Raw genomic sequence first — 25812 nt, forward strand, 5'->3', positions numbered from 1 at the left:
TCTGGATGTCGGGCAAAGGCCCACCGGCTCCGTGACGTGCCGTATAAGCCTCGCTCACCTGCTGCAACGCTTCATCGTCCGTTCAGGGCCGGAATGGCGATTTGCGACCCGCATACCGGAGGCCTGTCGCTCATGTCATTGTCGGTCTCCTGTCCCGAAATTCAAGCAGGAGCCCGCTCTTGAGCGCAGGTCGAATCGCGAAACTGGTCGTTGCCGCCGCCCTCCTGTCCGGAAGCGCCACGCAAGCCGCGGCGCAGGACGCCCGTGCCGCGCCGCCCGATTTCGCGAACGGCCTCCGGCGCGCGATCGTCACCGAAGGCGCGGCGCCCGAGCGCCTGCCGATCGCCGAGCGAATGGCACGCTGGCACGTCCCCGGCCTCTCCGTGGCGCTCATTGAGGGCTGCCGGGTCGTCGACGTGCGCAGTTTCGGCGTAGTCCGCGCTGGCGGTCCGGCGGTCCGGCCCGAGACGCTGTTCCAGTCCGCGTCGGTCAGCAAACCCGTCGCGGCACTGGCCGCACTGCGCCTGGTCGAGCAAGGCGTGCTCGATCTCGATGCCGACGTTGCGGCCCGGCTGCGCAGCTGGACCCTTCCCGCGAGCCCGCTGACCGAGGGCCACCCGGTCACCTTGCGCGGCATTCTCAGCCACAGCGCCGGCCTCGTCCCCGGCGGCTATGGCGGCTACGCGCGAGGCACGGCGATCCCAACCCCGATCCAGACCCTCAACGGCACGCCACCCGCCCAGCCGAAGCCGGTGCGCGTCAACTATGTCCCGGGATCGGCCTGGCGCTATTCCGGTGGCGGCTACCAGGTCGCCCAACTGCTGATGACCGAGGCGACCGGCCGGCCGTTTCCCGATATCGTCGGTGACCTCGTCCTCACCCGGGCCGGCATGACCCACAGCCTGTTCGGCGAACCGCCGACAGGCGCCAGCGTCGCCTCGGGCCACAATGCGGGCGGTCAGATGATCGAGGGCGGATGGCATATCTTCCCCGAATATGCGGCCGCCGGCCTGTGGAGCACGCCCTCCGATCTCGCCCGCTTCGCGATCGCGGTAATGACCGCCAATCGCGGCGAACCGAGCGCGATCCTGGGCAGGGCCATGACCGCGGAAATGCTGGAGACGGAGATCGGCCCGCGCAGTCTCGGCTTCGTCGTCGGCGGCGAAGGCCAGGCGCGCCAGTTCGGCCATGAGGGCGCCAATGAAGGCTATAACGCGATGCTCATCGCCTTCCCGGAAACCTGCCAGGGCGCCGCACTCATGGCGAATTCGGACAATGCCAAGCCACTGATGTACGAGGTCCAGCGCGCCATCGCGGACGCCTATGGCTGGCCGGACGCGATGGCATCGGCGACCCAGCCCGCCACCGCGTTCACACCCGCGATCCTCGAACGATTCGCCGGCACCTACCGGTTCACCGAAATCGACGTCCCGCCCTTCCGGATCGTGCGCGACGAAGCCGGCGGCCTGACCTTCGATCGCGGCGACGGCCACACCGAGCCGCTGCGTGCCTCGCCCGACGGCTTGTTCGCCCCCGACAGCGGCGTGCTGATCCGCGCCGTCGCCCCGGAGGCCGGCCCGGCAGGAACGATTACCTATGGTCGGATCGGCGGGCGCGGCCCGGCGGAAGCCCGGCGGGAGCCACCGCAAAAGGCGGCGGACGCCGTCACACGCCGTTAATATCTACTGTGGTAGTAGACTATCCGGATGCACGAGACGGATCGTCCCGGCTCATATGCGGAGCACCCGATCTGGGTGGCGCTCTCCCGTTATTCCATCGGACCTGAAGACACGGCGCTCACCTTCGCCGACCGACTGGCGCGCGAGAATGGCTGGAGCAGCGCCGAGGCCGAACGGGTCATCGACGAGTACAAGCGCTTCTGCTTCCTCGCGGCAACGGTGGACCACGAGGTCACCCCCTCCGACGCAGTCGACCAGGCCTGGCACCTGCACCTCATCTACACCCGCGACTATTGGCAACGCTTCTGTCCCGAGGTGCTGGTGAGGCCGCTCCATCACGGCCCCACCGCCGGCGGCCCGGCCGAGCAGCACCGCTATTTCGCGCAATATGCCGAAACCTTGAAAAGCTACGAGCGCGTCTTCGGCAAAGCCGCGCCGACCGATCTCTGGCCCGATGCCGCGCGGCGATTGATCGAGGATCCCAAGGCGCGGCGCGTCCATCCGCGCGACGGGATCGTCATCTCGCACCGGCTGGGCACCATCCTGATGTGGCTGGCCATCCTCGTCGTGCTGGCGCACATCATCTTCTGGAGGAGCTGATCTTATGTCGCTCGGGCCCTTCGATATGACCGGCGGACCCTTCCTGATCCTCTACGGCGTGCTCTTCGTGGCCACCATCATTGCCGGCTTCGTCATCCCCCGCGCCATGCGCCCGGACGGGCGGCCGGGCCGCGTCACCGACGAAGACCAGATCGCCTGGCTCGCCGGCGGCAAGGCCCGCTTCGGCGATGCGCTCGTCGCCCGGCTGCTCGCGGCACGGGACCTTGTGATGACCGGCAAGGACCATTTCAGCGTGCACGGGCGAGGCGGTGGCGCCACGGCGGCGGAGAAGAGCGTGCTCGCCCTCTACCCGCCGGTCCGCTGGCGCGACATCGAGCAGGCGTTGAAGCCTTATGTCGAGCCGATCGCGCGCAAGCTGGCCAAGGCCGGCCTGCTGGTCACCGACGGCGAGCATGCGAACCTGCGCTTCTATGCGGTGCTGCCGTACCTGATGCTGTTCGTCTTCGGCGCGACCAAATGGGTGATCGGCGACCTGCGCGACAGGCCGATCGGTTTCCTCAGCGTGCTGCTGATCGCCACCTTCGTCTTCGGCATCATCCGCTTCTTCACCATCGATCGACGCGCGCGAAGCGGCCTCGATGCCCTCGAGAATGCCAAGCTGCAGGCCCAGCGGCTGAAGGCCGCGCCGACCGCTCCAGAAATGGGCCTCGCCGTCGCCCTGTTCGGGACGGTGGTCCTGGTCGGCTCCGGTTTCGACGACTTCCACAAGCTGCGCAACGCCAGCAGCGGCGATAGCGGGAGTGGCGGCGACGGAGACGGCGGAGGATGCAGCGGCGGCTGCGGAGGGTGCAGCTAGGTCTTCCACTCGTCATTGCGAGGAGCGAAGCGACGAAGCAATCCAGACTGCGCCCGAGGCAGCACTGGATTGCCGCGCTACGCTCGCAATGACGGTCTCAAAATCAAGCGAAAGCAGGCCGGCTCTTGAGGGCGGTATAGGCCTCGATCACCTGCTGCAGCGCCTTTTCGTGGCTGCGGTCGCCGCCATTGTGATCGGGATGATAGCGGCGGAGCAGCACGGTATAGCGCATCCGCAGCTGCCGCCGGTCGGCATCTACCTCCAGCCCCATCAGCCTCAGCGCCTTGCGGTCGCCCTCGCTCAGCGGTTTGCCGTCCTTGCGCTCCTGCGGCTGCGCGGCGCGGAAGCGCGCGCCGATCGCGTCGAGCGGGTCGGCGAAGTCCGCCCATTTCGGTGGCCGGTCGGCGCCGTTGGAGGCGAAGGCGCGAGTCTCGCGGTCCCAGCCGCCATAGGGATTCTGCGCCGCGGAGATCTCCTCCGGCGTCATGCCGTCAAACCAGTTGTAGGCGCTGTTGAACGCGCGAACATGGTCGAGGCAGAGCCAACGCCAGTCGCCCGGCCCGTTGAAGTCGGGCCGCTGCGCGCCGGGGGCGCGAAACTCCCCGGGCGCCTCGCACCCGGGATGCGCGCAATGCTGCGCCCGCCCCTCGACCCGCCCGTGAAATCGCTGCTTCCTGCCCGAACTCGCCAAACCCGACTGCCTTTCCCAATCGACCCCTCTATATAGAGCGGATGACCGACACATCCATCGGCCCCGTCGCCGCCGAAATCGAAAGGCGCCTGCGCACGGCCCTGAATCCCACCCGCCTTGCCGTGATCAACGATTCGGACAAGCATCGCGGCCATGCCGGCCATGACGGCAGCGGCGAAAGCCATTTCACCGTCGAGATCGAATCGCCCGCCTTCGCCGGCAAGACCCGCCTGGAGCGCCAGCGCGCCGTCAACGCCGCGATCGGCGACCTGATGCAGGAGCGGGTCCACGCGCTCGCGATCCGCGCGAAGGCGCCGGGGGAGGCATAGCAGGCACCGGGTCCATGATCAGCCGCGCGCCGCGCTCGTAGGTGAGGTAGCGCCACAGCCACTGGATGCTGACCAGCACGCGCTTCTGGAAGCCGACCAGCAGATAGACGTGGACGAACGCCCAGAGCAGCCAGGCGAGGCGCCCGGTGAGCTGGTATCTGCCGAAATCGAACACCGCCGCGCTGCGCCCGATGATCGCGGTGTTGCCGCGGTTGTGGAAGCGGAACGGCGCCGGCGCCTCGCCGCGCGCCACCTCGCGCGCCAATGCCGTGCCGAGATAGATGCCCTGCTGCTTGGCGACCTGGGCGAGCGCCGGGAGCGGCGCGCCGTCCGCGCCGGCGAGCAGCGCCATGTCGCCGATCACATAGACGCCCGGCCGCTCCGGCACCGAGAGATCCGGCGTCACGGCGATCCGCCCGAGCCGGTCGCCGGAAAGCCCGAGCCATTCGGCCGCGGGCGCGGCGCGGATGCCGGCGCCCCAGATCACCGCCGACGCGCCGATCCGCTCGCCCGAGACGGTCACGCCGTCGGGGCCGACATGCTCGACCGCGCGATCGAGCAGCACCTCGACACCGAGTTTCGCGAGCCTCGCCTCGGCATAGGCGCCGAGATGCGGCGGAAAAGCGGGCAGCAGCCGCGGCCCCGCCTCGACCAGCACGACCCGCGCCTCCTGCGGATCGATCCGTCGGAAGTCCCTGGCGAGCGCGTGGCGGGTGAGCTCGGCGACCGCGCCGGCCGTTTCCACTCCGGTCGGCCCGCCGCCGACCACGATCGTGGTCATCAGCGCGCGCCGCCGATCGGCATCGGCGCCGGCCTCCGCCTCTTCGAGCGCGCGGAGCACCTGCGCCCGCACCGCCCGCGCATTTTCCAGATTGCGCAGGCCCGGCGCATAACGCGCCCATTCATCATGGCCGAAATAATTGTAGACCGAGCCGGTCGCGATCACGAGCCGGTCGTAGTCGAGCGCCGGGCCCTCCCCGAGCAGCACCCGCTTCGCCTGCCAGTCGACGCCGGTGACCTCGCCCAGCCGCACCTCGACATTCTCGTAGCGGCGCAGGATCCGCCGGATCGGCTCGGCGATGTCCGATGGCGACAGCGCCGCGGTCGCCACCTGGTAGAGCAGCGGCACGAACAAATGATAGTTGACGCGGTCGACCACGGTCACGCGCAACGGCCGCAGGCCCAGCGCCTTGGCGCATGCAAGTCCGCCGAAGCCGGCGCCCACGATCACGACATGCATGGCCGCTCCCCTGAGTCTGGAGCCCGGAACGAGGAAGCCGTCGGTCGGTTGCGGGGCTGCCGGCGCGAGATCACGATGTCAGACCTCATGGCCGCTCCGCCCGGCCCCGGCAACGTTTGCCTGCATTGCATCTTGCGCACCCCCAGGATCGCGGGGCAGCATCGACGGATCGCCGGGAGGAGATGTGGCTTGCTGGCAATGACTCTCGCCTTCGCGCTGATGGCGCAAGCGCCCGAACCACCGCCGGACATCTGGACCGCCGTCGATCCGACGCGGGTGTGCACCATATCGAGCTTTCGCCGACTCGGTGTCGGCACCGCACGGCCGAACGACGCGATCGAAACGGTGCTGCCGTTGACCGTCGACGGCCGGGAGGTGTGGCGCATCATCCATTCGCTGGCACGCACCATCGACGATGTCCCACCCACCGGCGCGGTGCCGCTCGACGTCTACGATCTCGATCGGGCGACGCTGCGGCCGATCCGCAGCGAGCACAGGAGCCCGCGTCCCGATGGGCGGCCGCCGGTCGTCACCCGTTTCGTCTATGAGGCGGATGTCGCGAGACGGCTCGACGATCGCGGCGAAGAGATCGAACGGGTAGCACTCGCCGGCAGAACGCCGCTCCCCGAGGGGCCCGGCTCGGCCGCCATCTTCCAGGCGATCCGTTGGCGCGAAGGCCTGCGGTTCGCGGCCCATGCCGTCAATCGCTTCGAGGGGACCGGCGATGCGCGCCTCCATGCCGTGACCGTCGAAGTGACCGGCCGGAGCGTCGCGGCGGTCGGCGCCCGCCAGGTGCCGGTCTGGGTGGTCGCGCAGGCGGCGGCGGACGGCAGCTACCGAACCGTCTATCAGATCACCGTCGCGGCGCCCCATGTCATCGTCGGGGCGACACACAGCGCCGGAAATCGCCGGCCCTTCATAACGGAAGGATTGGCCATGGCCCAGGATCCCGGCTGCATGGCGACAACGGACTAGGTCGCTCTTCGCCCGTCAGGAGATGCGCTGGCCCGTCTTCTCCCAGTCCGCCAGGAAGGCCTTGAGGCCGTTGTCGGTGAGCGGATGCTTGAAGAGCTGGCGGATCACCGCGGGCGGCGCGGTCATCACGTCGGCGCCCAGCTTGGCGGCGTCGTGGACATGGATGGGATTGCGCACCGAGGCGACCAGGATCTCGGTCGGGAAATCGTAATTGTCGTAGATGAGCCGGATGTCGGCGATCAGCTCCATGCCGGGGTAGCCGACATCGTCATGCCGCCCGACGAACGGCGAGACGAGGGTCGCCCCCGCCTTGGCGGCGAGCAGCGCCTGGTTGGCCGAGAAGCACAGCGTCACGTTCACCATTGTGCCGTCGCTGGTCAGCTTCCGGCAGGTCTTGAGGCCGTCGATCGTGAGCGGCACCTTGACCGCGATGTTGTCGGCGATCTTCCGCAGCACCTCGGCCTCGCGCATCATCCCGGCATGGTCGGTCGCGACCACCTCGGCCGAGACCGGGCCGGAGACGATCCCGCAAATCTCCTTCACCACTTCGAGGAAATCGCGCCCGGCCTTGTGGATGAGCGACGGATTGGTGGTGACGCCGTCGAGCAGCCCCGTTTCGGCGAGGTCGCGGATGTCGGCGGTGTCGGCGGTGTCGACGAAGAATTTCATGTGACTCAAGTCCCTGGCGCGGCGAACGATCTGAGCCGCTTAGCGTGGGACCGCACCGCTTCGCAATCGACAACCTGACGCGCGGAACAGGGACGCGGCCAGGTCCGGCGGACTCATTGCCCGCCGGATGACGCCGGCGCCGGCACCACCTCCACCGGCAGGCCGGTCTGCTCGAGCTGCGCCCGCACCCGGCTGGCGTCGCCGACCACCACCCACACGAAATTGTCCGGGTTGATGTAGCGCCGCGCGGTCTGGTCGAGCTGCTGCTGGCTCATGCCGCGGTAGCGGTCGGCGATCGTCGTCCAATAGTCGTCCGGGCGATGGTAGAGCGCGTTGGTGCGCAGCGCATTGAGCACCGCCGGCGACGTTTCGAACTGGCCGGGCAGCTGGCGGGTGTTGCCCAGGATCACGCGCTGGAGCTCGGCCGGCTGCACGCCGTTCGCGCCCATGAAACCGCCCACCTGCTCGCGGATCGCCTGGATCGAATCGCCCGTGCGGTCGGCCTGGACCGGCGCCTGGATGATGAACGGCACCTGGTGCTCGCGCAGGTTCGGGCCGCCGCCGGCGCCGTAGGACCAGCCCTTCGTCTCGCGCAGGTCCATGTTGATCCGGGCGAGGAAGTTGCCGGCCAGCACCTCGTTGGCGGCCTGGAGATTGAGCAGATCCTCGGTCCCGTCGGCGGCGAGCAGCTGGCCGGTGAGGATCACCGACTGCGGCGATTGCGGCCGGTCGATCAGCACGATGCGCGGGCGGTTCGTCGTCGCATGGCCCGGGAAGGTCTTCGTGCCCCTCGGCGCGGCCGGCGGCTGCCAGTTGCCGAAGCGCCGCTCCAGCTCCGGCACCAGCCGGTCGAGCGGCAGATCGCTCACCGCGAAGATCGTGGCATTGTCGGGCCGGATCCAGCGCTGGTGGAAGGCGGTCAGCTCGTCGCGGGTGAGGTTCTGAACGACCGCGGCATCGCCGGTGCCGGTGCCGGGTTTCCCATAAGGATGCCGGGCGCCGTAGAGCACCGCCGGCAGCGTGCGGGCGGCGAGGGCCTGCGGATTGGTCATCTCGTTGGCGATGCCGGCGAGCTGCTGCTGACGAACCCGTTCCAGCTCGCGGGGATCGAAAGCGGGGTTGCGGATCACCTGGGCGAGCAGGTCGAGCGACGGGCCGATGCTGGGGCTCATCGCGGTCAGCGACACCGTCGTGCGGTCGAGGCTGGCGCCGGTGGCGACGCTCGCGCCCAGCCGCTCCTGCGCCTCGGCGAGCTGGATCGAGTTGAGGCTGGTCGTCCCCTCCTCGAGCATGTTCAGCATCAGCGCCTGGGTGCCCTGGCGCTCCGTCGGATCGGCGGCGATGCCGGCATCGAACTCGACCGCGACGCGGGTGACCGGAACGGCATTGCGGCGGGCATAGATGACATGGATGCCGTTGGAGAGTGTCGCCCGCTCGGTCGCCGGGAATTCGAGATTCGCCTGCCCGGTGACGCCGGGTGCCTCGCGACGCGTCGTCGCGGCGGGGGCCGGCGCGAGTGGCCGGTCGCCCGCCTGCGGCTGCGTGTAGTAGCGCGGCCGCTGGCTCGACGTGTTGACCGCCGCGCCGCCGCCGGTGACGCCGGGGGCCTCCTCATAGGCTTCCCGTTCGCCGGGTGCGACGGTGAGCGCATAGACGGGCCGGTTGAGCCAGCGCTGCATCGCCACCCGGACCTGCTCCGGGGTGACCCGGGCGAGCTGCTCCAGCCGGGCGCGATAGAAATCGGGATCGTTGGCGTAGAGCGTGCCTTCCGCCAGCGCGACGGCCTTGCCGCCGAAGCCGCCGACCTGCTCCAGGCCCTGGATGCGGCCGGAAAGGGTGCGCATCACGGTGCGCCGCACCTCGTCCTCGGTCGGGCCGGTGCGGACGAACTCGGCGATGATCTCGTCGAGCCGGCGCGATACCGCCGCGGCGTCCTGGCCCGATTTCACGTCGACCTGGACCTCGAACAGGCTGATCCGGTGGAAGGGCTGCACCTCGGCGCTGACGCGGACCGCGGTCTGCTCGCCGCGCACCAGCAGATTGTCGAGCCGCGAGCTGGCGAGGCCGCCGAGGATGGTCGCGCCGACCGACAGCGGCACCACGTCCTCGTCGGTGAGGCCGGGCACCACCCAGTCGCGGTAGAGCCGGGTATTGGCGACCCGATCATGCATGGTTCGGTCGACCCGCGCCGGCAGGGTCGGGACCGGCGCCTCGGCCGGATTGTTTACCGGCCCGCGCGCGATGTCGCCGAAATAGCGCTCGACCAGCGGCCGCGCCTCGGCGGCATTGATGTCGCCGGCGAGCACCAGCACCGCATTGTTGGGGCCGTATTTGCTGCGGAACCAGTCCTGCACCGTCGCAAGCGAGGCGGCGGAGAGGTCCGCCATCGATCCGATCGTCGAGTGGCGGTAGGGATGGCCTTCCGGGAACAGAGCCTCCAGCTGGGCATATTCGACCAGGCCGTAGGGCTGGTTGTCGCTCTGGCGCTTCTCGTTCTGGACGACGCCGATCTGGTTGGTCAGCGTCTCCTGCGTCACCGCGCCGAGCAAGTGGCCCATCCGGTCGCTTTCCAGGAACAGGGCCTGCTCCAGCGCCGGCCGCGGCACCGTCTCGAAATAATTGGTGCGGTCGAACCAGGTCGTGCCGTTGAGGTCGGTCGCGCCGATCGCGCGGGTATATTCGAAATATTCGCCCGGCGCGTTCTCCGAGCCGTTGAACATGATGTGCTCGAAGAGATGCGCGAAGCCGGTGCGGCCGGCCGGCTCGTCCTTGGAGCCGACATTGTACCAGACGCTGACCGCGACGATCGGCGCCTTGCGGTCCTCGTGGACGACGACGCGCAGGCCGTTGGCGAGGGTGAAAGTCTCGTAGGGGATGCGCACCCGCTCCAGCAGTGCCTGCGGATCGGCGCCCTGCGCCTGGGCGGCGGGCGCCTGCGCGAGGGCGGCGGCGCCGGCGAATGTCGTGGATCCGGCGACCGACAAAATGGCGGCAAGGGCGATGAAGAACCTGCGCATGCGACTCCCCTAAAGGCTTTCGCCGAACAGTAACGCGCCGTACTGCCAAGGCAAGACAGTCAGGGAACCGGAGGCCGTTTCGGCGGCTTTTTGTGACCGACCCTTGTGTTGCACAAGGGCAACACTAAATCCCGGTGACCAGGAGGGGCGAACTGCACCATGAATCTCGAAAAGTTCACCGACCGCGCCCGCGGCTTCCTTCAATCGGCGCAGACCGTTGCCTTGCGGATGAACCACCAGCGCATCGCACCGGCGCATGTGCTGAAGGCCCTGCTCGAGGACGAGCAGGGCATGGCGTCAGGCCTCATCGCCCGCGCCGGCGGCGGCGCCGAGGCGGCGCGGCGCGAGGTTGACGAAGCGCTGGCGAAGATCCCGGCCGTCTCTGGCAGCGGCGCGACGGCGACGCCCGCGCTCGATGGCGAAACCCTGCGCGTCCTCGATAGCGCTGAGCAGATCGCCCAGAAAGCTGGCGATTCCTATGTCACGGTCGAGCGGCTGCTGCTGGCGCTGGTGCTGGCGACCAACACCGACGCCGGCAAGGCGTTGGCCGAGGCCGGGGTGAAGGCGGATGCGCTCAACACCGCGATCAACGATCTGCGCGGCGGCCGCACCGCCGACACCGCCGGCGCCGAGGACCGCTACGATGCGCTGAAGAAGTTCGCACGGGACCTCACGCAGGCGGCGCGTGACGGCAAGCTCGACCCGGTCATCGGCCGCGACGAGGAGATCCGCCGCACCGTCCAGATCCTCGCCCGCCGCACCAAGAACAATCCCGTGCTGATCGGCGACCCCGGCGTCGGCAAGACCGCGATCGCGGAAGGCCTCGCGCTCAGGATCGCCAATGGCGACGTGCCGGACAGCCTCAAGGACCGCCGCCTGATGGCGCTCGACATGGGCAGCCTGATCGCGGGCGCGAAATATCGCGGCGAGTTCGAGGAACGCCTCAAGGGCGTGCTCGACGAGGTCCGGCAGGCGGAAGGCGACGTCATCCTGTTCATCGACGAGATGCATACGCTGATCGGCGCCGGCGCCAGCGAGGGGGCGATGGACGCGTCCAACCTGCTGAAGCCCGCGCTCGCCCGCGGCGAGCTGCACTGTATCGGCGCGACCACGCTCGATGAGTATCGCAGGCACGTCGAGAAGGACCCGGCGCTGCAGCGGCGCTTCCAGCCGGTCTTCATCGGCGAGCCGACCGCCGAGGACACGATCTCGATCCTGCGCGGCCTCAAGGAGAAATACGAGCTGCACCACGGCGTCCGCATCACGGACAGCGCACTGGTCGCCGCAGCGACGCTCTCCAACCGCTACATCACCGACCGCTTCCTGCCCGACAAGGCGATCGACCTCATGGACGAGGCCGCGAGCCGCATCCGCATGGAGGTCGAGTCCAAGCCCGAGGAGATAGAGACGCTCGACCGGCGGATCATCCAGCTCAAGATCGAGCGCGAGGCGCTGAAGAAGGAGAGCGACACGGCGTCCAAGGACCGGCTGAAGACGCTGGAATCCGACCTCGGCAATCTGGAACAGCAGTCGGGCGAGCTGACGCAGCGGTGGCAGGCGGAGAAGGACAAGATCCACGCCGAGGCGAAGGTCAAGGAGCAGCTCGACGCCGCCCGGCTGGAGCTGGAGCAGGCGCAGCGCTCGGGCGACCTCGCCAAGGCGGGCGAGCTGCAATATGGCCGCATCCCCGCGCTGGAGAAGCAGCTCGAGGAGGCCCAGGCGTTGAGCGGCAGCGCCATGCTGCGCGAGGAGGTGAACGCCGAGGACATCGCCTCGGTCGTCTCGCGCTGGACCGGCATCCCGGTCGACAAGATGCTCGAAGGCGAGCGCGAAAAGCTGCTCGCGATGGAAGAGATGCTTGGGCGTCGCGTCATCGGCCAGAAGGATGCGGTCGAGGCGGTGAGCCGCGCGATCCGCCGCGCCCGCGCCGGCCTGCAGGACCCGAACCGGCCGATGGGCTCCTTCCTGTTCCTTGGCCCGACCGGCGTCGGCAAGACCGAGCTCACCCGCGCGCTTGCTGGCTTCCTGTTCGACGACGACAGCGCGATGGTCCGCATCGACATGTCCGAGTTCATGGAGAAGCACTCGGTCGCCCGGCTGATCGGCGCGCCGCCGGGCTATGTCGGCTATGAGGAAGGCGGCGTGCTGACCGAGGCGGTCCGCCGGCGGCCCTATCAGGTCGTGCTGTTCGACGAGGTCGAGAAGGCGCATGCAGACGTGTTCAACGTCCTCCTCCAGGTGCTCGACGACGGCCGACTCACCGACGGCCAGGGCCGCACCGTCGACTTCACCAACACGATCATCATCCTGACCTCGAACCTCGGCAGCCAGTTCCTCTCCGGCCTCGCCGACGATCAGAGCGTCGAGAGCGTCGAGCCCCAGGTGATGGAGGTGGTCCGCGCCCATTTCCGGCCGGAGTTCCTCAACCGGCTCGACGAGATCATCCTGTTCCACCGCCTCGGCCAGGAGCATATGGGCCCGATCGTCGACATCCAGATCGCGCGCGTCCAGAAGCTCCTGAAGGACCGCAAGATCGCGCTCGACCTGACCGACGGCGCCCGCGCCTGGCTCGGCCGGGTCGGTTACGATCCGGTCTACGGCGCCAGGCCGCTGAAGCGCGCCGTCCAGAAATACCTCCAGGACCCGCTCGCCGACGCCATCCTGCGCGGCGACGTCAGGGACGGTCAGACGGTCCATGTGGAGGACGGGGACGGGGCGCTTCAGCTCAAGATCTAGGCCGGGATAGATAGACCATCCCTTCGGACCGCCGGTTGCCCGTGAAGCCCGCCGATCCTATAGTCCGGCCGCTCGTGCGGGCCCATTCCGGGGGAGACCTATGGTTCGGCAGGACGTCACGCGGCGCGGATTCCTCGCCATGGCCGGCGCGGCTGCGCTGACCGGCAGGGCCGTCGCCGCCGAGGCGGAAGCGCGCCCGATCCGCTATGTGGACAGCCTGCTCACGCTGCCCGAAGACCTCGCCGATTTCGGCCGCGCCGGCCTGTCGGCGCTGATCTGCGACGTATCCAATGGCCAGGGGGTCTATAACGAGGACGGCACCCCGGATTATTTCCGTACCTACGACGGCAACATCGATCGGACGGTCACGCGTCTCGCGGGCAGCGCCGATGCCTTCGTGGCGCGCAGGGGCAGCGACATCGGAAGCCGGCCCGGCTGCGCCATCGTCATGCAGATGCAGACGACCACGCCGATCGGCACCGATCTGTCGCGGATCGCCCGTTTCCACGGCAAGGGTCTGCGCGTCCTCCAGTTCACGCACCATCGCGACGAGCCCTTCGCGGGCGGCGCGCTCGAGCGGGTCCAGAGCGGCCTGACGCCGCTGGGCATCGACGGTCTGGCCGAGATGAACCGGCTGCGCATCGTCCCCGACGTCGCGCATGGATCGGTGCCGACGATGGTCGAGGCGGCGCAGCGCAGCGCGACCCCCATCGTGCTCTCGCACGGCGCGGCGCGCGCGATCGTCGACAATCCCCGCTGCGCGCCCGACACCGCGATCCGCGCGATCGCCGAAAAGGGCGGCGTGATCGGCATCTTCATGCTGAGCTTCTGGCTGACACCGGATCCCGTGCCGACGGTGGACCATCTGCTGGCGCATATCCGCCATGTCGCGCGGATCGGCGGGATCGACGCCGTCGGCATCGCCAATGATTTCTCGCTCGCGGGCCACAATGTCGACGCCGCGTTCGTGCAGGGCTATCGCGAATGGTGGGTCGCGATGCGCGACGAGGGGCTTCCCGGCTTCGATGCGCCGCTCCGGCACGTCGTCATCCCCGAGCTCAACCGGATCGACCGGATGGCGCGCATCCATGCCGCGCTGGAAAGGGACGGCTTCCGCGCGGGCGAGATCGAGAAGATCATGGGCGGCAACTGGACACGGGTGCTGATCGATGTGCTGGGATAGGGCGTCGCAGGACCCGCTCGCCGCTGGACAGGACGCCGTCTGACCGCGCATCATCGCGCAATGGTGACCACCGACATCAACATGCTGTTCGCGCGGGCCGAGCGTGCCTTCGCCGCCGGTCAGTTCGACGACGCGCGGCGGGATCTGGTCGCAATCGGCCGCGCGGCGGGCGATCACCCGGCCGTGCTCCATCTGCTCGCGCTGGTCGAGCGCAGGAGCGGCAACATCGCCGCGGCGCGCCAGGCCTTCGAGCGCGCCGGCGCCCTCGCGCCGCACGACGCGAAGCTGCTGGGCAATCACGCCAACCTGCTGGGCAGCCTCGGCGAAGCGGAGGCTGCCCTCGCCCTCTATGCGCGCGCGCTGGCGATCGACCCCGCCTTCGCCGATGCACGCTACAATCGTGCGCTGCTGCTCCAGAAGCTCGGCAGGCTGGACGAGGCACTTGCCGACCTGGATGCGGTCGTGCCGCCCGATGCGCGGGCGCATTCCGCGCGCGGCAGCGTGCTGCGTGCGCTGGGTCGCCTCGACGCCGCTTCCGGCGCTTATGACGCCGCCTTGCGGCTGGATCCCGGCCGGTTGACCGCCCTCCATGGCCGCGCCCGCACTGCGATGGAGCGGGGCGAGACCGGGGCGTCCGATCTCTATGCGCGCGCGCTGGCCCAGAAGCCCGGGGATCTGGAGCTGATCCTGGGCGTGGCCGAAGCATTGGAAGCCGAAGGGAAGCCAGAGGGCCTGGACATCCTCAAGGAGGCGGTGACGCGCAATCCCGACTGGGTCGCGGGCCACGCCACGCTCGCCCGGATGCGGTCGGAGGCCGGCGATGGGGCCGGCTTCGCGGACCACTATCTCCCGTCGCTCGCGGCGCGCCCCGCGGACCGTGCGCTCCACGCAGCCCATTGGCGCAGCCTGATCCATGGCGGCCGGCATGCCGAGGCCCTGGCCGCGCTGCATGGCGCCCGCAAAACCCTGCCCGAAGATCCGGATATCCTGCTCATGGAAGCCATGCTTGCCGGCGAGACGGGCGATTTCGATGCGGCCTTTGCGATCACCGAACGGCTCGGTCTCGAGCAACCGGAGGTCGCCTCGGTTCGCGGGCGGGCCGCCCTTGGGGCCGGCGACGCCGAGCAGGCCGGACGACTGTTCGAGCGAGTGGTCGAGGCCGATCCCGCGTCCGTGAACGGCTGGGCCCATCTCGATCTGGCCTGGCGCCTGATCGGCGATCCGCGGCACGACTGGCTCGCGCTCCAGCCCCGCCTGTTTGATGCGCGCGAGATCGGCCTGGACGAGAGCGAGCTTGCGCGGCTGGTGGGCCTGCTGCGCAGCCTCCATGTCACCCGGGCGCATCCCATCGGCCAGTCGCTGCGCGGTGGCACACAAACCCGGGGGCGCCTCTTTGCCCGGAGGGAACCGGTATTGGGCCGACTGCGCGAAGCCATCATCGAGGCGGTGCGCGGTCATTTCCGCGCATTGCCGCCGCGGGACGATCGCCATCCGCTCCTTCGTCATCGCGATGCGGAGCCGGTGCTGGCCGGCTCCTGGTCGGTGCGCCTGACGGGCCAGGGATTCCATGTGAACCACATCCACCCCGAGGGCATTTTGAGCTCGGCCTGCTACATCAGCCTGCCGGAAGCCCTTGGCGACGAGCGCGACCGGGACGGGTGGCTGGAGCTCGGCCGCCCGCCTGCTGAACTGGGGCTTCCGCTCGAGCCGATCGCGGTGATTGAACCAAAGCCCGGGCGGCTGGCGCTGTTCCCGAGCTACCTGTTCCACGGCACCCGCCCCTTCGCGGACGGCGAGCGGCTGACGGTCGCCTTCGATGTGGTGGTGCGATGACCGGCACCCATTGGGATCGCTATTGGATACAGGGCGGGGGCGGGTGCCTTCCCGACGCCGACCGTGCGTTCGGCCCGGTGCTCGAGACGTTGTGGCGCGATTTCGGCGCCCAGCTGCCGCCGGGCGCGAGGGTGCTCGATCTCGCCACCGGCAACGGCGTCGTGCTACGCATGCTCGCCGCAGGCGGACGCCGGCTCGATCTCACCGGCATCGATTCCGCCGGCACGCTGCCGAAGCCCCCGCCCGGCATCGCGCTCAGGGCTGGTGTGGCCATGGAAAAGCTGCCCTTTCGCGACCGCCAGTTCGACGCGCTGACCAGCCAGTTCGGCATCGAATATGGCGACACCGCGGCGATCGCCAGGGAAGCGGTGCGCGTGCTGAAGCCCGGCGGCCGGTTCCGGTTCGTCGTCCATCACGCCGATGGTCCGATCGTCGCGCACAATCGGGCCCGCCGTGAAGCGATCGCTTGGGCGCGCGACGAAAGCGGCGTGCTCCCGCGGGCCCGGCAGCTTGCACGCGCCCGCCTTGGCGCGCGCCTGCCCACCCCCGCCTCGTTCCGGGTCGCGGTCGAAGACGCCCGAGCCCGTTTTCCGGGACAATCGGCCGCCGCCGAATTCCAGGCCGCCATCCTCCAGACGCTCGACATGGGCGCATCCCGTCCGCCTGCGGAGACGCTGGAGGTGCTTGCGGAGATCGAGCGGCGGGCCGGCGAGGAGATCGGCCGGCTGGACGCGCTCGCCGGTGCCGCGCAGGACGAAGACGGCGTCCGCACAATCGTCGGCCAGCTGTACGCGGCCGGGCTCGATCCGGACGAGGCGACAATCGTCATCGACGCCGGCGTCCCTCTGGCATGGCGCCTCGACGGCACCGCCTGAAAAAGAATGGGGCGGCGGACCGATATGGTCCACCGCCCCGAAAGGTCTTCCGGCTTTCGCTTAGAAGCGGAAGCTTGCCGAGACGAAGAAGTCCCGACCGAGCACGTCGTACACGCCCGGATAAGTGTTCGCCTGCTCCTGGTTGTCGCCCATCAGCGGCGGACGCTTGTCGAACAGGTTCTGGACACCGACGTTGACGGTGAAGTTGTCATTCACATCGAACGCAACGGTGAGATCGAACAGATCGTACGCACCGATCCGCTCCACGACGAAGTCCGTATCGTCGTCGTCGTCGCGAACCGAGCCGACACGCCGCCAGCGGAAGCTGGTAGTCAGCGGACCGTCGATCCAGGACAGGCGGCTCGACCACTTCCACTTCGGCGTCGGGTTGCCGCAGTTCAGGCCGAATCGACCCGCGCACTCGACCACTTCATCCGGCAGCTCAATGAGCGGGGTGAAGTTGTTCTCCCAGGAATAGTTACCGAGGAAGAAGAAGCTGAGCCGCGAGCTGCCGCCGTTCAGCAGGCTGAAGTTCAGCGGCAGGCTGTAGTCCACCTGGAAGTCGATGCCTTCTGTCGAAAGCGAGGCCAGGTTGGCGTTGATCGCCGACACGATGTTCGGCGGACCGGAGATAACGCCCTGATCGTCGCGGCTGATCAGTCCGCAAATCGCGCTGTTGGCATCCTGGATCGTGTTGTAGCACAAGCTCAAGATGTTGTTGACGCTGCCGCCGGCGACCGCGATCGCATTGTCGACCTTGATGTTATAGTAGTCGACGGTGACGTTGAGCCTCGGAATGAAGCGCGGCCGGATCACGACGCCCGCCGTCCAGGTATCGGCGACTTCTTCCTGCAGGTTCGGATTGCCGCCGAAAACGCCCTGAATCTGCGCGTTCGGCTGGAGGGTGGACTGACCGACGCTCGCTTCGGGCACGCCCGTGGCGACGCAGACTGCACGGATGGTTGGATCCGTGGCAGCCGAAGGAAGTGCGCAAGGATCGGTCGCTGGCGGGAAGCCCACGGCCTGACCGCCGAACAGCTCGCCGACGTTCGGCGCGCGGATGGCGCGCTGATATTGGCCGCGGAAGGTGATGTCCCGGATCGGCGCAAGTTCGATGCCGCCCGAATAGGTCCACACGCCACCGACCGCCTCGAGCGAGTAGTCGGAATAGCGCGCCGCGCCGCTCAGCTCCAGTCGATGGATGAAATTGTCCTGGATGATCGGCACGCGAAGCTCGGCGAACACTTCCCTCGCGTCGTAGCTTCCTTCGGTCGGCTGTCCGGCGTTGAAGCCGACGACATCGCCCGAGGATAGCGCCGTGTCAGGAATAAACTCGGCAGCCATCGAGCGCCATTCGACGCCGGCGGCGAAGGCGACCGGATCGGTCGCGGTCCCGAAGGTGAACAGCGGGCCGGAGATGCTGGCCTGCGCCACCTGGAGCTCGGAGATGTCCTGATTCTGCGCCAGGATCGAGATCTGGTTGATGCAGTCCGCGCTCAGCAGGTTCTCGCCGAACACGTTGCAGGTGCCGTCCGCCGCGAGCCGGGTGAAAGCCGAACGCGAGACGTTGCCGAGCTGCACCGACGCGTTCCGGGTCCGCGAATACATATAGTAGACGTCATAGGTCAGCGAGTCGGTGATGTTGCCCTTGAGGCCGGTCAGCACGCGGAAGGCGTTGCGGTCGTCGGTGACGTTGCGCGAGGCGATGCCGGTGGTGCGGCCATTGAGCTGGAGCCGTACGAAGCCGGGCTGCAATGCGCCGAACGAAGCGCTTCCCGCCGCGAATGGCCCGAAAGGGTTCGGTGCGCCCGCGGCGGCCGCGGCCGCGATCGCCGCCTGCTGATTGGCCGCGATCTGCTGCATCTGGGCAAAGTCGGCGGCCGAGACCAGCGGCTGGATCGCCGCCAGCTCGAAGTCGACATTCTGGGTGATCGGCGTCGCGGCCAGCTCGTTCTGGACGCGGTTGTTGATGTAGGCCACTTCGGCATAGGCGGTGATGCCGTCGGCGATCTCATATTCGCCATAGCCGCCGAGCGTCCAACGCTCCTGCGGCACCATCAGATAGTTCGCCGGCGCATAGTTGTACGCATTGGCATCGACATACGGGGTGCTGGTACCCGGGGTGCCGAAGAAGGCGCCGAGACCAGGATAATTGGTGCCGATGGCGATGGGGAAGCAGTTGTTGCGCGGGATGGCCGGCGGCGGCGCGCCGACCGGCGCGCAGCTCGCACCCGTGCCAATGGGGATTTCCGGCGCCGCGACAAAGCGACCCTGCGGAACACCGGCGGAACCGCCCGGAATCAACTCGCCATCACCTTCAGTGAAGGCGAAGAAGGACCAATCGCGATCGGCCTGCATGATCTGGCCGCGATTGTAATATTCACCGTAGACGGTGATGTTGCCGCGGCCGTCGGCGAACTGGGTGCCCATCGCGATATAGGCGTTGTAACGACGGCCGTCGCCTTCCTCGGTGATGTTGTACTGCGCGCCGGCAATCAGACCGTCGAGATCCTGGCGCAGGCGGAAGTTGACGACGCCCGCGAGCGCGTCCGAGCCGTAGACCGCCGAAGCGCCGCCGGTGACGACGTCGACGCTGTCGATCAGGAACTGCGGGATCGTGTTGAGATCGACCGTCTGGGCCGTATCGAAGAAGATGTAGCGGCGGCCGTTGACCAGCACGAGGTTGCGCTGGGTGCCGAGACCGCGCAGGTTCAGCGTCGCGACGCCACCGCCAGGGTTGTTCGAGAAGGAGTTGGCACCCGGGATCACCTGCGGCAGGGTGTTGATCACCTGCTCGACGTTGACCGCACCGGAGAGCGTGAACTCCTCGTTCGACACGACCGCCACGGGGCTGGTCGAGGTGAGGTCGCGCCGGGCGATGCGCGAACCGGTGATGACAATCGCTTCGCCGGTATCGGCCTCCTGAGAAGCGACCGGCGCCTGATCGGCCTGGTCGTTCTGGGCAAAGGCAGGCGTGGCAATCCCGGTCATACCGAGCAACAGCGTCGACGTGAGCAGACGCTGACGAAGAGTGATCTTCATGTGTAGGTCCCCTAGCAAGTGACGGCGAGCCGTCCAAACTGCTCCCGGCCCACGTCGCCCTTTCCGGGTCGTCCGCATGACCGGCAACAAACCAAAAAACGGCGCGAAGCCGTTTTTCCGTCGTCGCGTTTAGGCCACCTCTCGAAAGTAAGGCAATTGGACTTTACTTTCGAGAGGCGAGTTATCGGGACCGTGTAGCAAAAAGGTCACATGCCGGTGGCAGGGCCGGCAACCCGGCGCGACGGAGCACGGCCGGCACCCACTTGCCACCCGGGTCTTTCAACCGCTAACTCTCAGCTTCTCACGGCCGACTGGAGCGACCATGCGTCCTGCTTTTCTCTTCCTGCTGGCCCCGGCCATCGTCGCGACGCCGGCCTCCGCCCAGGAAACAAGCCAGGAGCGCCCGGAGGCGCTGATGCGGGTGCTCGCATGCCGCGCGCTCCAGTCTTCGGAGGAGCGACTGGCCTGCTATGACCGGGAGGTCGGGGCCTTCGAAGCGGCCGAATCGAGCAATCAACTCGTCGTGATGGACCGAGAGCAGGTTCGCCGCACCCGCCGCACCTTGTTCGGCCTCGCCCTGCCCGATCTCGGCGTCTTCGGCGACAACAATCAGGATCCGCAGGAAGCCGTCGCCGAAATCCAGACGACGATCCGCAGCGCCGCGCAGAACCCTCTCGGCAAATGGATCATCGTCCTGGAGGATGGCGCCCGCTGGATCCAGACCGACGTGCGCGAGCTGGCGCGAGAGCCGCGCGGAGGCATGCCGATCCGCATTCGCCGGGCGGCGATGGGCTCCTACCTCGCCAATATCGACAATCAGGTCGCGGTGCGCGTGCGCCGCGAGCGCTAAGGGTCCAGACCCGTAACCGGCAATGGTCGGGATCGCTTGGAGAGGCCTGCTGGCAAGGAGCGCAGCGCAGTCGCGTAGCTGACCGCTACGCGCAAGCAAGCGACGTAGCCAGCGGGCCTCTCCAGGCGACCGCTGAAGGCGGCGGGCGGCTTTTGGTGCAGGGCGGCGTCGCTCGTCGGTCACGATGCGTTGAGCATCGCTTCCTCCTCGCTCCTTGACCTGCACCAGAATCCACTCCGTCACGACCGTTGCCAGTTATGGGTCTGGACCCTAATCCTCATTCCATCGCGCCGGCCGCCGCCTGCGGATCGAGCCGGGCCCCGTTCCAGACCAGGCTCCAGTGGAGATGCGGGCCCGTGGCGCGCCCGGTGGCGCCCACGACGCCGATCGGCTGGCCCTGCCGCACCACCTCCCCCTCGCGCACGTGGGCACGCGCGAGATGCAGGAAGGCGCTGCTGAGGCCCATGCCGTGGTCGATGATGACGAGGTTGCCCTCCAGGCTGAACATCGGCGGAGACGCCAGCACGACGGCCCCGTCCGCGGGTGCGAAGACGATCGCGCCGGCCCCAGCGGCAATGTCCGTGCCACTGTGGTAGGCGGCGGGAACGCCGCGATAGATGCGCTGCGCCCCGAACCGTCCGCTGATTCGCCCGCGCGCCGGCCAGATCAAGCGCTGTGTCCAGCCCATGCTGTCCGAACGCCGAGCGCGCGCCGCGCCGATCCGGGCAAGCTCGCGTTCACGCCGGCGCCGGAACTCCGGCGTGGGGCCATCGGACGGACGCGCCATGTTCACCCGCTGGATTGGCCAGATGCGCGCGGCGACCGATATGATCTGCGCCACCTCGGTGCCGTCCGCCAGTCGAGCAACCAATCGCATGCTCGAAGGCGCATCGCGGTCGAAGCCGACGAGAAACCGGCCATCCGGCGCAACGGGCACGTGACGGCCATCCAGTGTCAGCGATTGAGTTCCGGCCGGCGCGCGGGCGCGCAGCAGCGCGCCCTGCCCGGGTTCGCCATACAGCTGAAATATGTGGTCCGGGGGTCCCTGGGCGATGCCGGCAGAAGCGAACAGCCCGATCGCACATGCAATCACGCGCTGGCTCGCTGCGCGCATGTCAGCCGACAACGCGCACCACGGCCCGCTCCGCCTCGGTGAGAAGTGGATTCCAGACATCGAGGATCAGGATGGCGCGCGGCCGATCGCTGTCGTTCCAGGCTTCGTGCTCGATCGTGTCGTCGAACGCCCAGGCCTCGCCCTCGCGCCATTCGCGCGTCTCGGCGCCGACCCTGAAGCCGCAGCCGTCCGGCACGACGAGCGGAAGATGGACGGTCGTGCGCACGTTGCTCGATCCGGTGTGCGGCGGAATGCGCGTGCGCGGCTCCAGGATCGAGAACATCACCGTCGGCGCCTTGCCGGGATGGTCCATCAGCGGGACCGCTTCCAGCGCGTGCGTCGTGGCAGGGCAGCGGGCGCAATGCGCCTCCTGCTTCACCCCGTCCTTCCACAGGAACCAGGCGCTCCAGCGTGGCGAATGATTGAGCTCCGTCCACTGGTTGACCGGCTCGGTCGGCGCGAAGGCGACATAGGGGCGAAAGTCATCGTCGCTTTCGTCCCAGAGCGAGACCAGCTCGCGCCGGATCTCGGGAGTCGCGGCTTCCAGCGATTCGAACCAGGGAAAGCAGGTCCGGTCGAAGAACTCGATCGCGGGGAGATAGGGAAAATGCCCATCGACCGGCTGTTGCTGATAGACTCTTCGCCGGCCGAACTTCTGGTCGACATAACCCTGGACCCGCCTGAGGTCGGCATCCGCATGGGTTGTATAGACGGCGGCCAGCCGATCCTCGAACGTGTCGGACCGGCGTGTATCCTCGGCGCGAACAATCTCGCGACCGTGATCGAGCGCCTGCCGCACCGCCTGAGGCAGGCTGGACGAATCCTCAGTCGCAGCCAGGAGCGCGCGATAGATATCTGCGCTTTCCGGAACACGGCTGACGCGCTCCAGCGCCTGCGCCTTCTGCAGGACAGCCGGCAGAAGATGAGGGTCGATCGCGAGCGCGCGGTCCAGGCTGGCGATCTCGCCGGGCACGTCGCCGGCACTGCGCTGCGCCTGGGCCAGATTGAGCCACAGCGGCGGTGCCGCCGGGTCCGCGGCGGTCGCGCGCTCGAAATAGCCGATGGCGCCGCGCGAATCGCCCGCCCCGAGGGCGATGAGTCCGAGAGAGTTCAGGGCAGCGGCATGGCCGGGCTGGCGTGCGACCAGCATCTCGAGCAGCCGCCTCGCTTCCCCCGCGTCTCCCCGGCGACGCGCTTCGTTCGCCCGCGCCAGCAAGTCTTCCGGTCCCCCCGCGGGCGTCATGCGCCCGACCGGTTCAGCGCTGTCATGATTTTCCTTCTGCTTTCAGCGAGGCTTCGGCCGAGGCATAGGCTTCCTGCCGCTCGACGCTCCAGTAACGCAGATCGGAGAGCGGGATCGGCTGGTGCGTCACCGCGCAGACGACATGGTCACCGGGGGTGAGCACCCGATAGGTGCCGGGAAGATAGTGGATCCGGGCGAGCCGGTTCTTGTTCGACATCAGCATGATGCTCTCCCGTCAATCACAAGAGCTTGGGCTGATCAACCCTGGGCGGCGCCGGACCGCCGCGTCGCGGTGGCGGCGGACCGCCCTCCCCGACGGTCGCGTCGACCGCGCCATCGTGGAAGACGAGGCCGAGGAGCCGCGCCTCGCGTGCGGCTGCCGCGGAGGTGAGGACGTGGCCGGCACGGTCCTTCACCAGCGCATAGCCGCGCCGCAGCGGCCGCTCCGGATGCGCGGCTTCGGCGATCCGCCACAAGGCGGCGATCCGCTCCTTTGCCCGCTCGTGCGCGGAGCGCAGGAGGACCGGGCGCAGCGCGCCGGCGGCGTGGCCGAGCTCGCCGCGGGCGCGGTCGAGTCGGCCCCGCAGCGCGCGCGGCAGGCGCTCGCCGAGATCGTCGAGCCGCTGGCGCTGCGGGGCGAGCAGATCTTCCCTGGCCGGCCAGTGCCGCAGCAGCGCCTGCAGCTGCTCGCCCGCCCGCTCGTGCGTCCGCCGGGCGCAGCGTTCGGCGCGCGCGCCGAGCTCGCGCACCTGCCCTATCAGCTCGGCGCGGACCGGCACGGCGAGCTCGGCCGCGGCGGTCGGCGTCGGCGCGCGCCGGTCGGCGGCGAAGTCGCACAGGGTGGTGTCGGTCTCGTGGCCGACCGCCGAGATGGTCGGGATGGCGGACGCCGCGACAGCGCGCACTACGACCTCCTCGTTGAACGCCCACAGATCCTCGATCGAGCCGCCGCCGCGCGCGACGATCAGCAGATCGGGCGGCGCCGGCAGCGCGTTGAACCCGCGCACCGCCGCGGCGACTTTCTCCGCCGCGCCGTCGCCCTGCACCGGAACCGGCCAGAGGACGACGCGCACCGGGAAGCGGTCCTCCAGCCGGTGGAGGATGTCGCGGATGACGGCGCCGGTCGGCGAGGTGACGACGCCAATCGTCCGCGGCGCGAACGGCAGCGGCCGCTTGCGCGCCTCGTCGAACAGCCCCTCCGCCGCCAGCGCCTGCCGCCTTCTGTCGAGCAGCGCCATCAGCGCGCCCTGCCCCGCCAGCTCCAGCCGCTCGACGACGATCTGGTAGCGCGAGCGCGCCGGATAGGTGGTGAGCCTGCCGGTCGCGATCACCTCGATCCCGTCCTCGGGCCGGAAGCGCAAGGCAGCCGCCTGGCCGCGCCAGATCACCGCGTCGATGTTCGCCGCCTCGTCCTTCAGGGTGAAATAGCAATGGCCCGAGGCGACCCGCTTGAAGCCGGAAATCTCGCCGCGCACCCGGACATGGTCGAACGCCCCCTCGACCGTGCGCTTCAAGGCGAAGGACAGCTCCGACACTGATAGCGCCGGCGCGTTGTCGCCCGCCACCTCGCTTGCTAGGAGCCCGCCATCGGGAAGGAAATCGTCGCTCATGCCAGAGTCTTGTTCATGAATGTGTTGCTCATCGGTTCGGGCGGGCGCGAACATGCCCTTGCCTGGAAGCTCGCGCAATCGCCGCGGCTGGGCAAGCTCTACGCGGCGCCGGGCAATCCGGGCATCGCCGAAGCCGCCGAACTGGTCGCGCTCGATCCCGCCGACCACCGCGCCGTCATCGATTTCTGCCGCCGCCATTCGATCGGGCTGGTCGTGATCGGCCCCGAGGCGCCGCTGGTCGACGGCCTCGCCGACAATCTGCGCACCACCGGCATCCCGGTCTTCGGCCCGAACCGCATTCCCGCCCAGCTCGAAGGCTCCAAGGGCTTCACCAAGGATCTGTGCGCGCGCGCCGGCATCCCGACCGCCGGCTATGCGCGGGTCAGCGACCGGCTGGCGGCCGAGGCGGCTTTGCCCGATTTCGGCCTCCCCGTCGTCATCAAGGCGGACGGGCTCGCCGCCGGCAAGGGCGTGATCATCGCCGAGACCGAGGCGGAGGCCGCCGCGGCCCTCGACACGATGTTCGACGGCAGCTTCGGCGCGGCCGGTGCCGAGCTGGTGATCGAGGAATATATGACCGGCGAGGAGGTGAGCTTTTTCGCCCTGGTCGACGGCGAGACGGTGCTGCCCTTCGGCTCCGCCCAGGACCACAAGCGCGTCGGCGATGGCGACACCGGCCCCAATACCGGCGGCATGGGCGCCTACAGCCCGGCCTCGATCTTCACGCCGGACCTGGAAACGCGCGCCCTCGACGAGATCGTTCGCCCCACGGCGCGGGCGCTGGCCGAGGCCGGCACGCCCTATTCCGGCATCCTCTATGCCGGCCTGATGCTGACCTCCGAGGGTCCCAAGCTGGTCGAATACAATGCCCGCTTCGGCGATCCCGAATGCCAGGTGCTGATGATGCGGCTGGACAGCGATCTTCTCGACCTGATGCTGGCGACGGCGACGGGCGAGCTGGCCGATGCCACGCCCCCCAGGTTCAGGCCGGATGTCGCGCTGACCGTTGTGATGGCCGCCAAAGGCTATCCCGGCACACCCGAAAAGGGCGGCGCGATCGGCGGGCTCGACGCGGCCGAGGCGACCGGCGCCAAGGTCTTTCACGCCGGCACCGCGCAGGACGGCGGCAAGCTCGTCGCCAATGGCGGGCGCGTGCTCAATGTGACGGCGCTTGGGCCGACCGTGCTGGAGGCGCAGGCCGCGGCCTATGCCGCTCTCGACGCGATCGACTTCCCGACCGGCTTCTGCCGCCGCGACATCGGCTGGCGCGAGGTCGCGCGCCTGAAGGGCTGACGCGGGCGCCGACGCG

The 25812-nt window shown here is 68.8% G+C and carries 20 protein-coding genes; 11 read left to right on the forward strand and 9 right to left on the reverse strand.

The genetic code is table 11. The features are described 5' to 3' along the window. The first annotated feature begins 179 nt into the window (after positions 1-179). From RCO27_RS09490 to RCO27_RS09500, 3 genes are read left to right on the forward strand one after another with little or no spacing between them, the layout of a single operon-like run. Positions 180-1679, forward strand: a complete 1500-nt coding sequence (locus RCO27_RS09490) for a serine hydrolase domain-containing protein (protein WP_309002432.1) — start codon at positions 180-182, stop codon at positions 1677-1679. 27 nt (positions 1680-1706) lie between these two features. After that, positions 1707-2279 carry a hypothetical protein gene (locus tag RCO27_RS09495; RefSeq protein ID WP_309002433.1) on the forward strand — a complete coding sequence of 191 codons (573 nt, stop codon included), beginning with the start codon at positions 1707-1709 and terminating at the stop codon, positions 2277-2279. A 4-nt stretch (positions 2280-2283) separates the two neighbouring features. Then, the gene (locus RCO27_RS09500; RefSeq protein ID WP_309002434.1) at positions 2284-3096 is read left to right on the forward strand and encodes a TIGR04222 domain-containing membrane protein; all 813 of its coding nucleotides are present in this window, start codon (positions 2284-2286) and stop codon (positions 3094-3096) included. Positions 3097-3199: 103 nt separating this feature from the next. Here the strand turns inward: RCO27_RS09500 and RCO27_RS09505 are convergent, their stop codons facing one another. Beyond that, on the reverse strand, positions 3200-3787 hold the full coding sequence (locus RCO27_RS09505) for a J domain-containing protein (RefSeq protein WP_309002435.1): 588 nt from the start codon (positions 3785-3787) through the stop codon (positions 3200-3202). Between the two features lie 41 nt (positions 3788-3828). Between RCO27_RS09505 and RCO27_RS09510 the strand changes: the two genes are divergently transcribed. Next, positions 3829-4116 (forward strand): BolA family protein, encoded by a 288-nt coding sequence (locus tag RCO27_RS09510; RefSeq protein ID WP_309002436.1) that lies wholly within the window; start codon positions 3829-3831, stop codon positions 4114-4116. Here the strand turns inward: RCO27_RS09510 and RCO27_RS09515 are convergent. Further along, positions 4037-5356, reverse strand: a complete 1320-nt coding sequence (locus RCO27_RS09515) for an NAD(P)/FAD-dependent oxidoreductase (protein ID WP_309002437.1) — start codon at positions 5354-5356, stop codon at positions 4037-4039. The two genes, RCO27_RS09510 and RCO27_RS09515, sit on opposite strands and share 80 nt — an antisense overlap. A gap of 189 nt (positions 5357-5545) precedes the next feature. On the opposite strand from RCO27_RS09515, the gene RCO27_RS09520 reads away from it, so the two are divergent. Next, positions 5546-6331, forward strand: coding sequence for a hypothetical protein (locus RCO27_RS09520; RefSeq protein ID WP_309002438.1), 786 nt, complete (start codon positions 5546-5548; stop codon positions 6329-6331). A gap of 15 nt (positions 6332-6346) precedes the next feature. On the opposite strand, the gene fsa is transcribed toward RCO27_RS09520, so the two are convergent. Both fsa and RCO27_RS09530 read right to left on the reverse strand, forming a co-directional pair. After that, positions 6347-7000, reverse strand: coding sequence for a fructose-6-phosphate aldolase (fsa, locus tag RCO27_RS09525; RefSeq protein ID WP_309002439.1), 654 nt, complete (start codon positions 6998-7000; stop codon positions 6347-6349). A 113-nt stretch (positions 7001-7113) separates the two neighbouring features. Then, positions 7114-10017, reverse strand: a complete 2904-nt coding sequence (locus RCO27_RS09530; RefSeq protein ID WP_309002440.1) for a pitrilysin family protein — start codon at positions 10015-10017, stop codon at positions 7114-7116. Between the two features lie 159 nt (positions 10018-10176). Between RCO27_RS09530 and clpB the strand changes: the two genes are divergently transcribed. From clpB to RCO27_RS09550, 4 genes are all read left to right on the forward strand, one after another. After that, positions 10177-12753 (forward strand): ATP-dependent chaperone ClpB, encoded by a 2577-nt coding sequence (gene clpB, locus RCO27_RS09535; RefSeq protein ID WP_309002441.1) that lies wholly within the window; start codon positions 10177-10179, stop codon positions 12751-12753. Between the two features lie 100 nt (positions 12754-12853). Continuing rightward, a complete protein-coding gene (locus RCO27_RS09540; RefSeq protein WP_309002442.1) occupies positions 12854-13936 on the forward strand; it encodes a membrane dipeptidase in 1083 nt (360 codons plus the stop codon). A 60-nt stretch (positions 13937-13996) separates the two neighbouring features. Further along, the gene (locus tag RCO27_RS09545) at positions 13997-15769 is read left to right on the forward strand and encodes a tetratricopeptide repeat protein (RefSeq protein ID WP_309002443.1); all 1773 of its coding nucleotides are present in this window, start codon (positions 13997-13999) and stop codon (positions 15767-15769) included. Continuing rightward, positions 15766-16644, forward strand: coding sequence for a methyltransferase domain-containing protein (locus RCO27_RS09550; protein WP_309002444.1), 879 nt, complete (start codon positions 15766-15768; stop codon positions 16642-16644). Before RCO27_RS09545 ends, RCO27_RS09550 begins: the two co-directional genes overlap by 4 nt. 60 nt (positions 16645-16704) lie before the next feature. Here RCO27_RS09550 and RCO27_RS09555 read toward each other — a convergent pair whose 3' ends face one another. Next, a complete protein-coding gene (locus RCO27_RS09555; RefSeq protein WP_309002445.1) occupies positions 16705-19686 on the reverse strand; it encodes a TonB-dependent receptor domain-containing protein in 2982 nt (993 codons plus the stop codon). Positions 19687-20008: 322 nt separating this feature from the next. Between RCO27_RS09555 and RCO27_RS09560 the strand changes: the two genes are divergently transcribed. Further along, positions 20009-20536 carry a hypothetical protein gene (locus RCO27_RS09560; protein WP_309002446.1) on the forward strand — a complete coding sequence of 176 codons (528 nt, stop codon included), beginning with the start codon at positions 20009-20011 and terminating at the stop codon, positions 20534-20536. Positions 20537-20813: 277 nt separating this feature from the next. Here RCO27_RS09560 and RCO27_RS09565 read toward each other — a convergent pair whose 3' ends face one another. The 4 genes from RCO27_RS09565 to xseA are packed head-to-tail and all read right to left on the reverse strand — an operon-like array spanning position 20814 to position 24503. Then, the gene (locus RCO27_RS09565; RefSeq protein ID WP_309002447.1) at positions 20814-21650 is read right to left on the reverse strand and encodes a M23 family metallopeptidase; all 837 of its coding nucleotides are present in this window, start codon (positions 21648-21650) and stop codon (positions 20814-20816) included. Between the two features lies 1 nt (position 21651). Next, positions 21652-22893: an aspartyl/asparaginyl beta-hydroxylase domain-containing protein gene (locus tag RCO27_RS09570; protein WP_309002448.1), complete on the reverse strand. Its 1242-nt coding sequence runs from the start codon at positions 22891-22893 to the stop codon at positions 21652-21654. Positions 22894-22915: 22 nt separating this feature from the next. Beyond that, entirely contained in the window at positions 22916-23116 is a 201-nt protein-coding gene (locus tag RCO27_RS09575; protein WP_309002449.1) for a DUF2093 domain-containing protein, read from the reverse strand. Between the two features lie 16 nt (positions 23117-23132). Continuing rightward, positions 23133-24503, reverse strand: coding sequence for an exodeoxyribonuclease VII large subunit (gene xseA / locus RCO27_RS09580; RefSeq protein ID WP_309002450.1), 1371 nt, complete (start codon positions 24501-24503; stop codon positions 23133-23135). Between the two features lie 15 nt (positions 24504-24518). Here xseA and purD point away from each other — a divergent pair, with 15 nt between their 5' ends. Continuing rightward, on the forward strand, positions 24519-25796 hold the full coding sequence (gene purD, locus RCO27_RS09585; protein WP_309002451.1) for a phosphoribosylamine--glycine ligase: 1278 nt from the start codon (positions 24519-24521) through the stop codon (positions 25794-25796). Positions 25797-25812 lie beyond the last annotated feature (16 nt).

The organism is Sphingosinicella sp. LHD-64 (assembly GCF_031157375.1).
Lineage (GTDB): Bacteria > Pseudomonadota > Alphaproteobacteria > Sphingomonadales > Sphingomonadaceae > Allosphingosinicella.

Coding starts and splice junctions, on each gene's coding strand:
- RCO27_RS09545 (WP_309002443.1), top strand. CDS start 13,997: ATGGTGACCACCGACATCAACATGCTGTTCGCGCGGGCCGAGCGTGCC.
- RCO27_RS09515 (WP_309002437.1), bottom strand. CDS start 5,356: ATGCATGTCGTGATCGTGGGCGCCGGCTTCGGCGGACTTGCATGCGCC.
- RCO27_RS09570 (WP_309002448.1), bottom strand. CDS start 22,893: ATGACGCCCGCGGGGGGACCGGAAGACTTGCTGGCGCGGGCGAACGAA.
- RCO27_RS09560 (WP_309002446.1), top strand. CDS start 20,009: ATGCGTCCTGCTTTTCTCTTCCTGCTGGCCCCGGCCATCGTCGCGACG.
- RCO27_RS09550 (WP_309002444.1), top strand. CDS start 15,766: ATGACCGGCACCCATTGGGATCGCTATTGGATACAGGGCGGGGGCGGG.
- RCO27_RS09555 (WP_309002445.1), bottom strand. CDS start 19,686: ATGAAGATCACTCTTCGTCAGCGTCTGCTCACGTCGACGCTGTTGCTC.
- RCO27_RS09510 (WP_309002436.1), top strand. CDS start 3,829: ATGACCGACACATCCATCGGCCCCGTCGCCGCCGAAATCGAAAGGCGC.
- xseA (WP_309002450.1), bottom strand. CDS start 24,503: ATGAGCGACGATTTCCTTCCCGATGGCGGGCTCCTAGCAAGCGAGGTG.
- RCO27_RS09500 (WP_309002434.1), top strand. CDS start 2,284: ATGTCGCTCGGGCCCTTCGATATGACCGGCGGACCCTTCCTGATCCTC.
- RCO27_RS09575 (WP_309002449.1), bottom strand. CDS start 23,116: ATGCTGATGTCGAACAAGAACCGGCTCGCCCGGATCCACTATCTTCCC.
- RCO27_RS09495 (WP_309002433.1), top strand. CDS start 1,707: ATGCACGAGACGGATCGTCCCGGCTCATATGCGGAGCACCCGATCTGG.
- RCO27_RS09565 (WP_309002447.1), bottom strand. CDS start 21,650: ATGCGCGCAGCGAGCCAGCGCGTGATTGCATGTGCGATCGGGCTGTTC.
- fsa (WP_309002439.1), bottom strand. CDS start 7,000: ATGAAATTCTTCGTCGACACCGCCGACACCGCCGACATCCGCGACCTC.
- purD (WP_309002451.1), top strand. CDS start 24,519: ATGAATGTGTTGCTCATCGGTTCGGGCGGGCGCGAACATGCCCTTGCC.
- RCO27_RS09540 (WP_309002442.1), top strand. CDS start 12,854: ATGGTTCGGCAGGACGTCACGCGGCGCGGATTCCTCGCCATGGCCGGC.
- clpB (WP_309002441.1), top strand. CDS start 10,177: ATGAATCTCGAAAAGTTCACCGACCGCGCCCGCGGCTTCCTTCAATCG.
- RCO27_RS09530 (WP_309002440.1), bottom strand. CDS start 10,017: ATGCGCAGGTTCTTCATCGCCCTTGCCGCCATTTTGTCGGTCGCCGGA.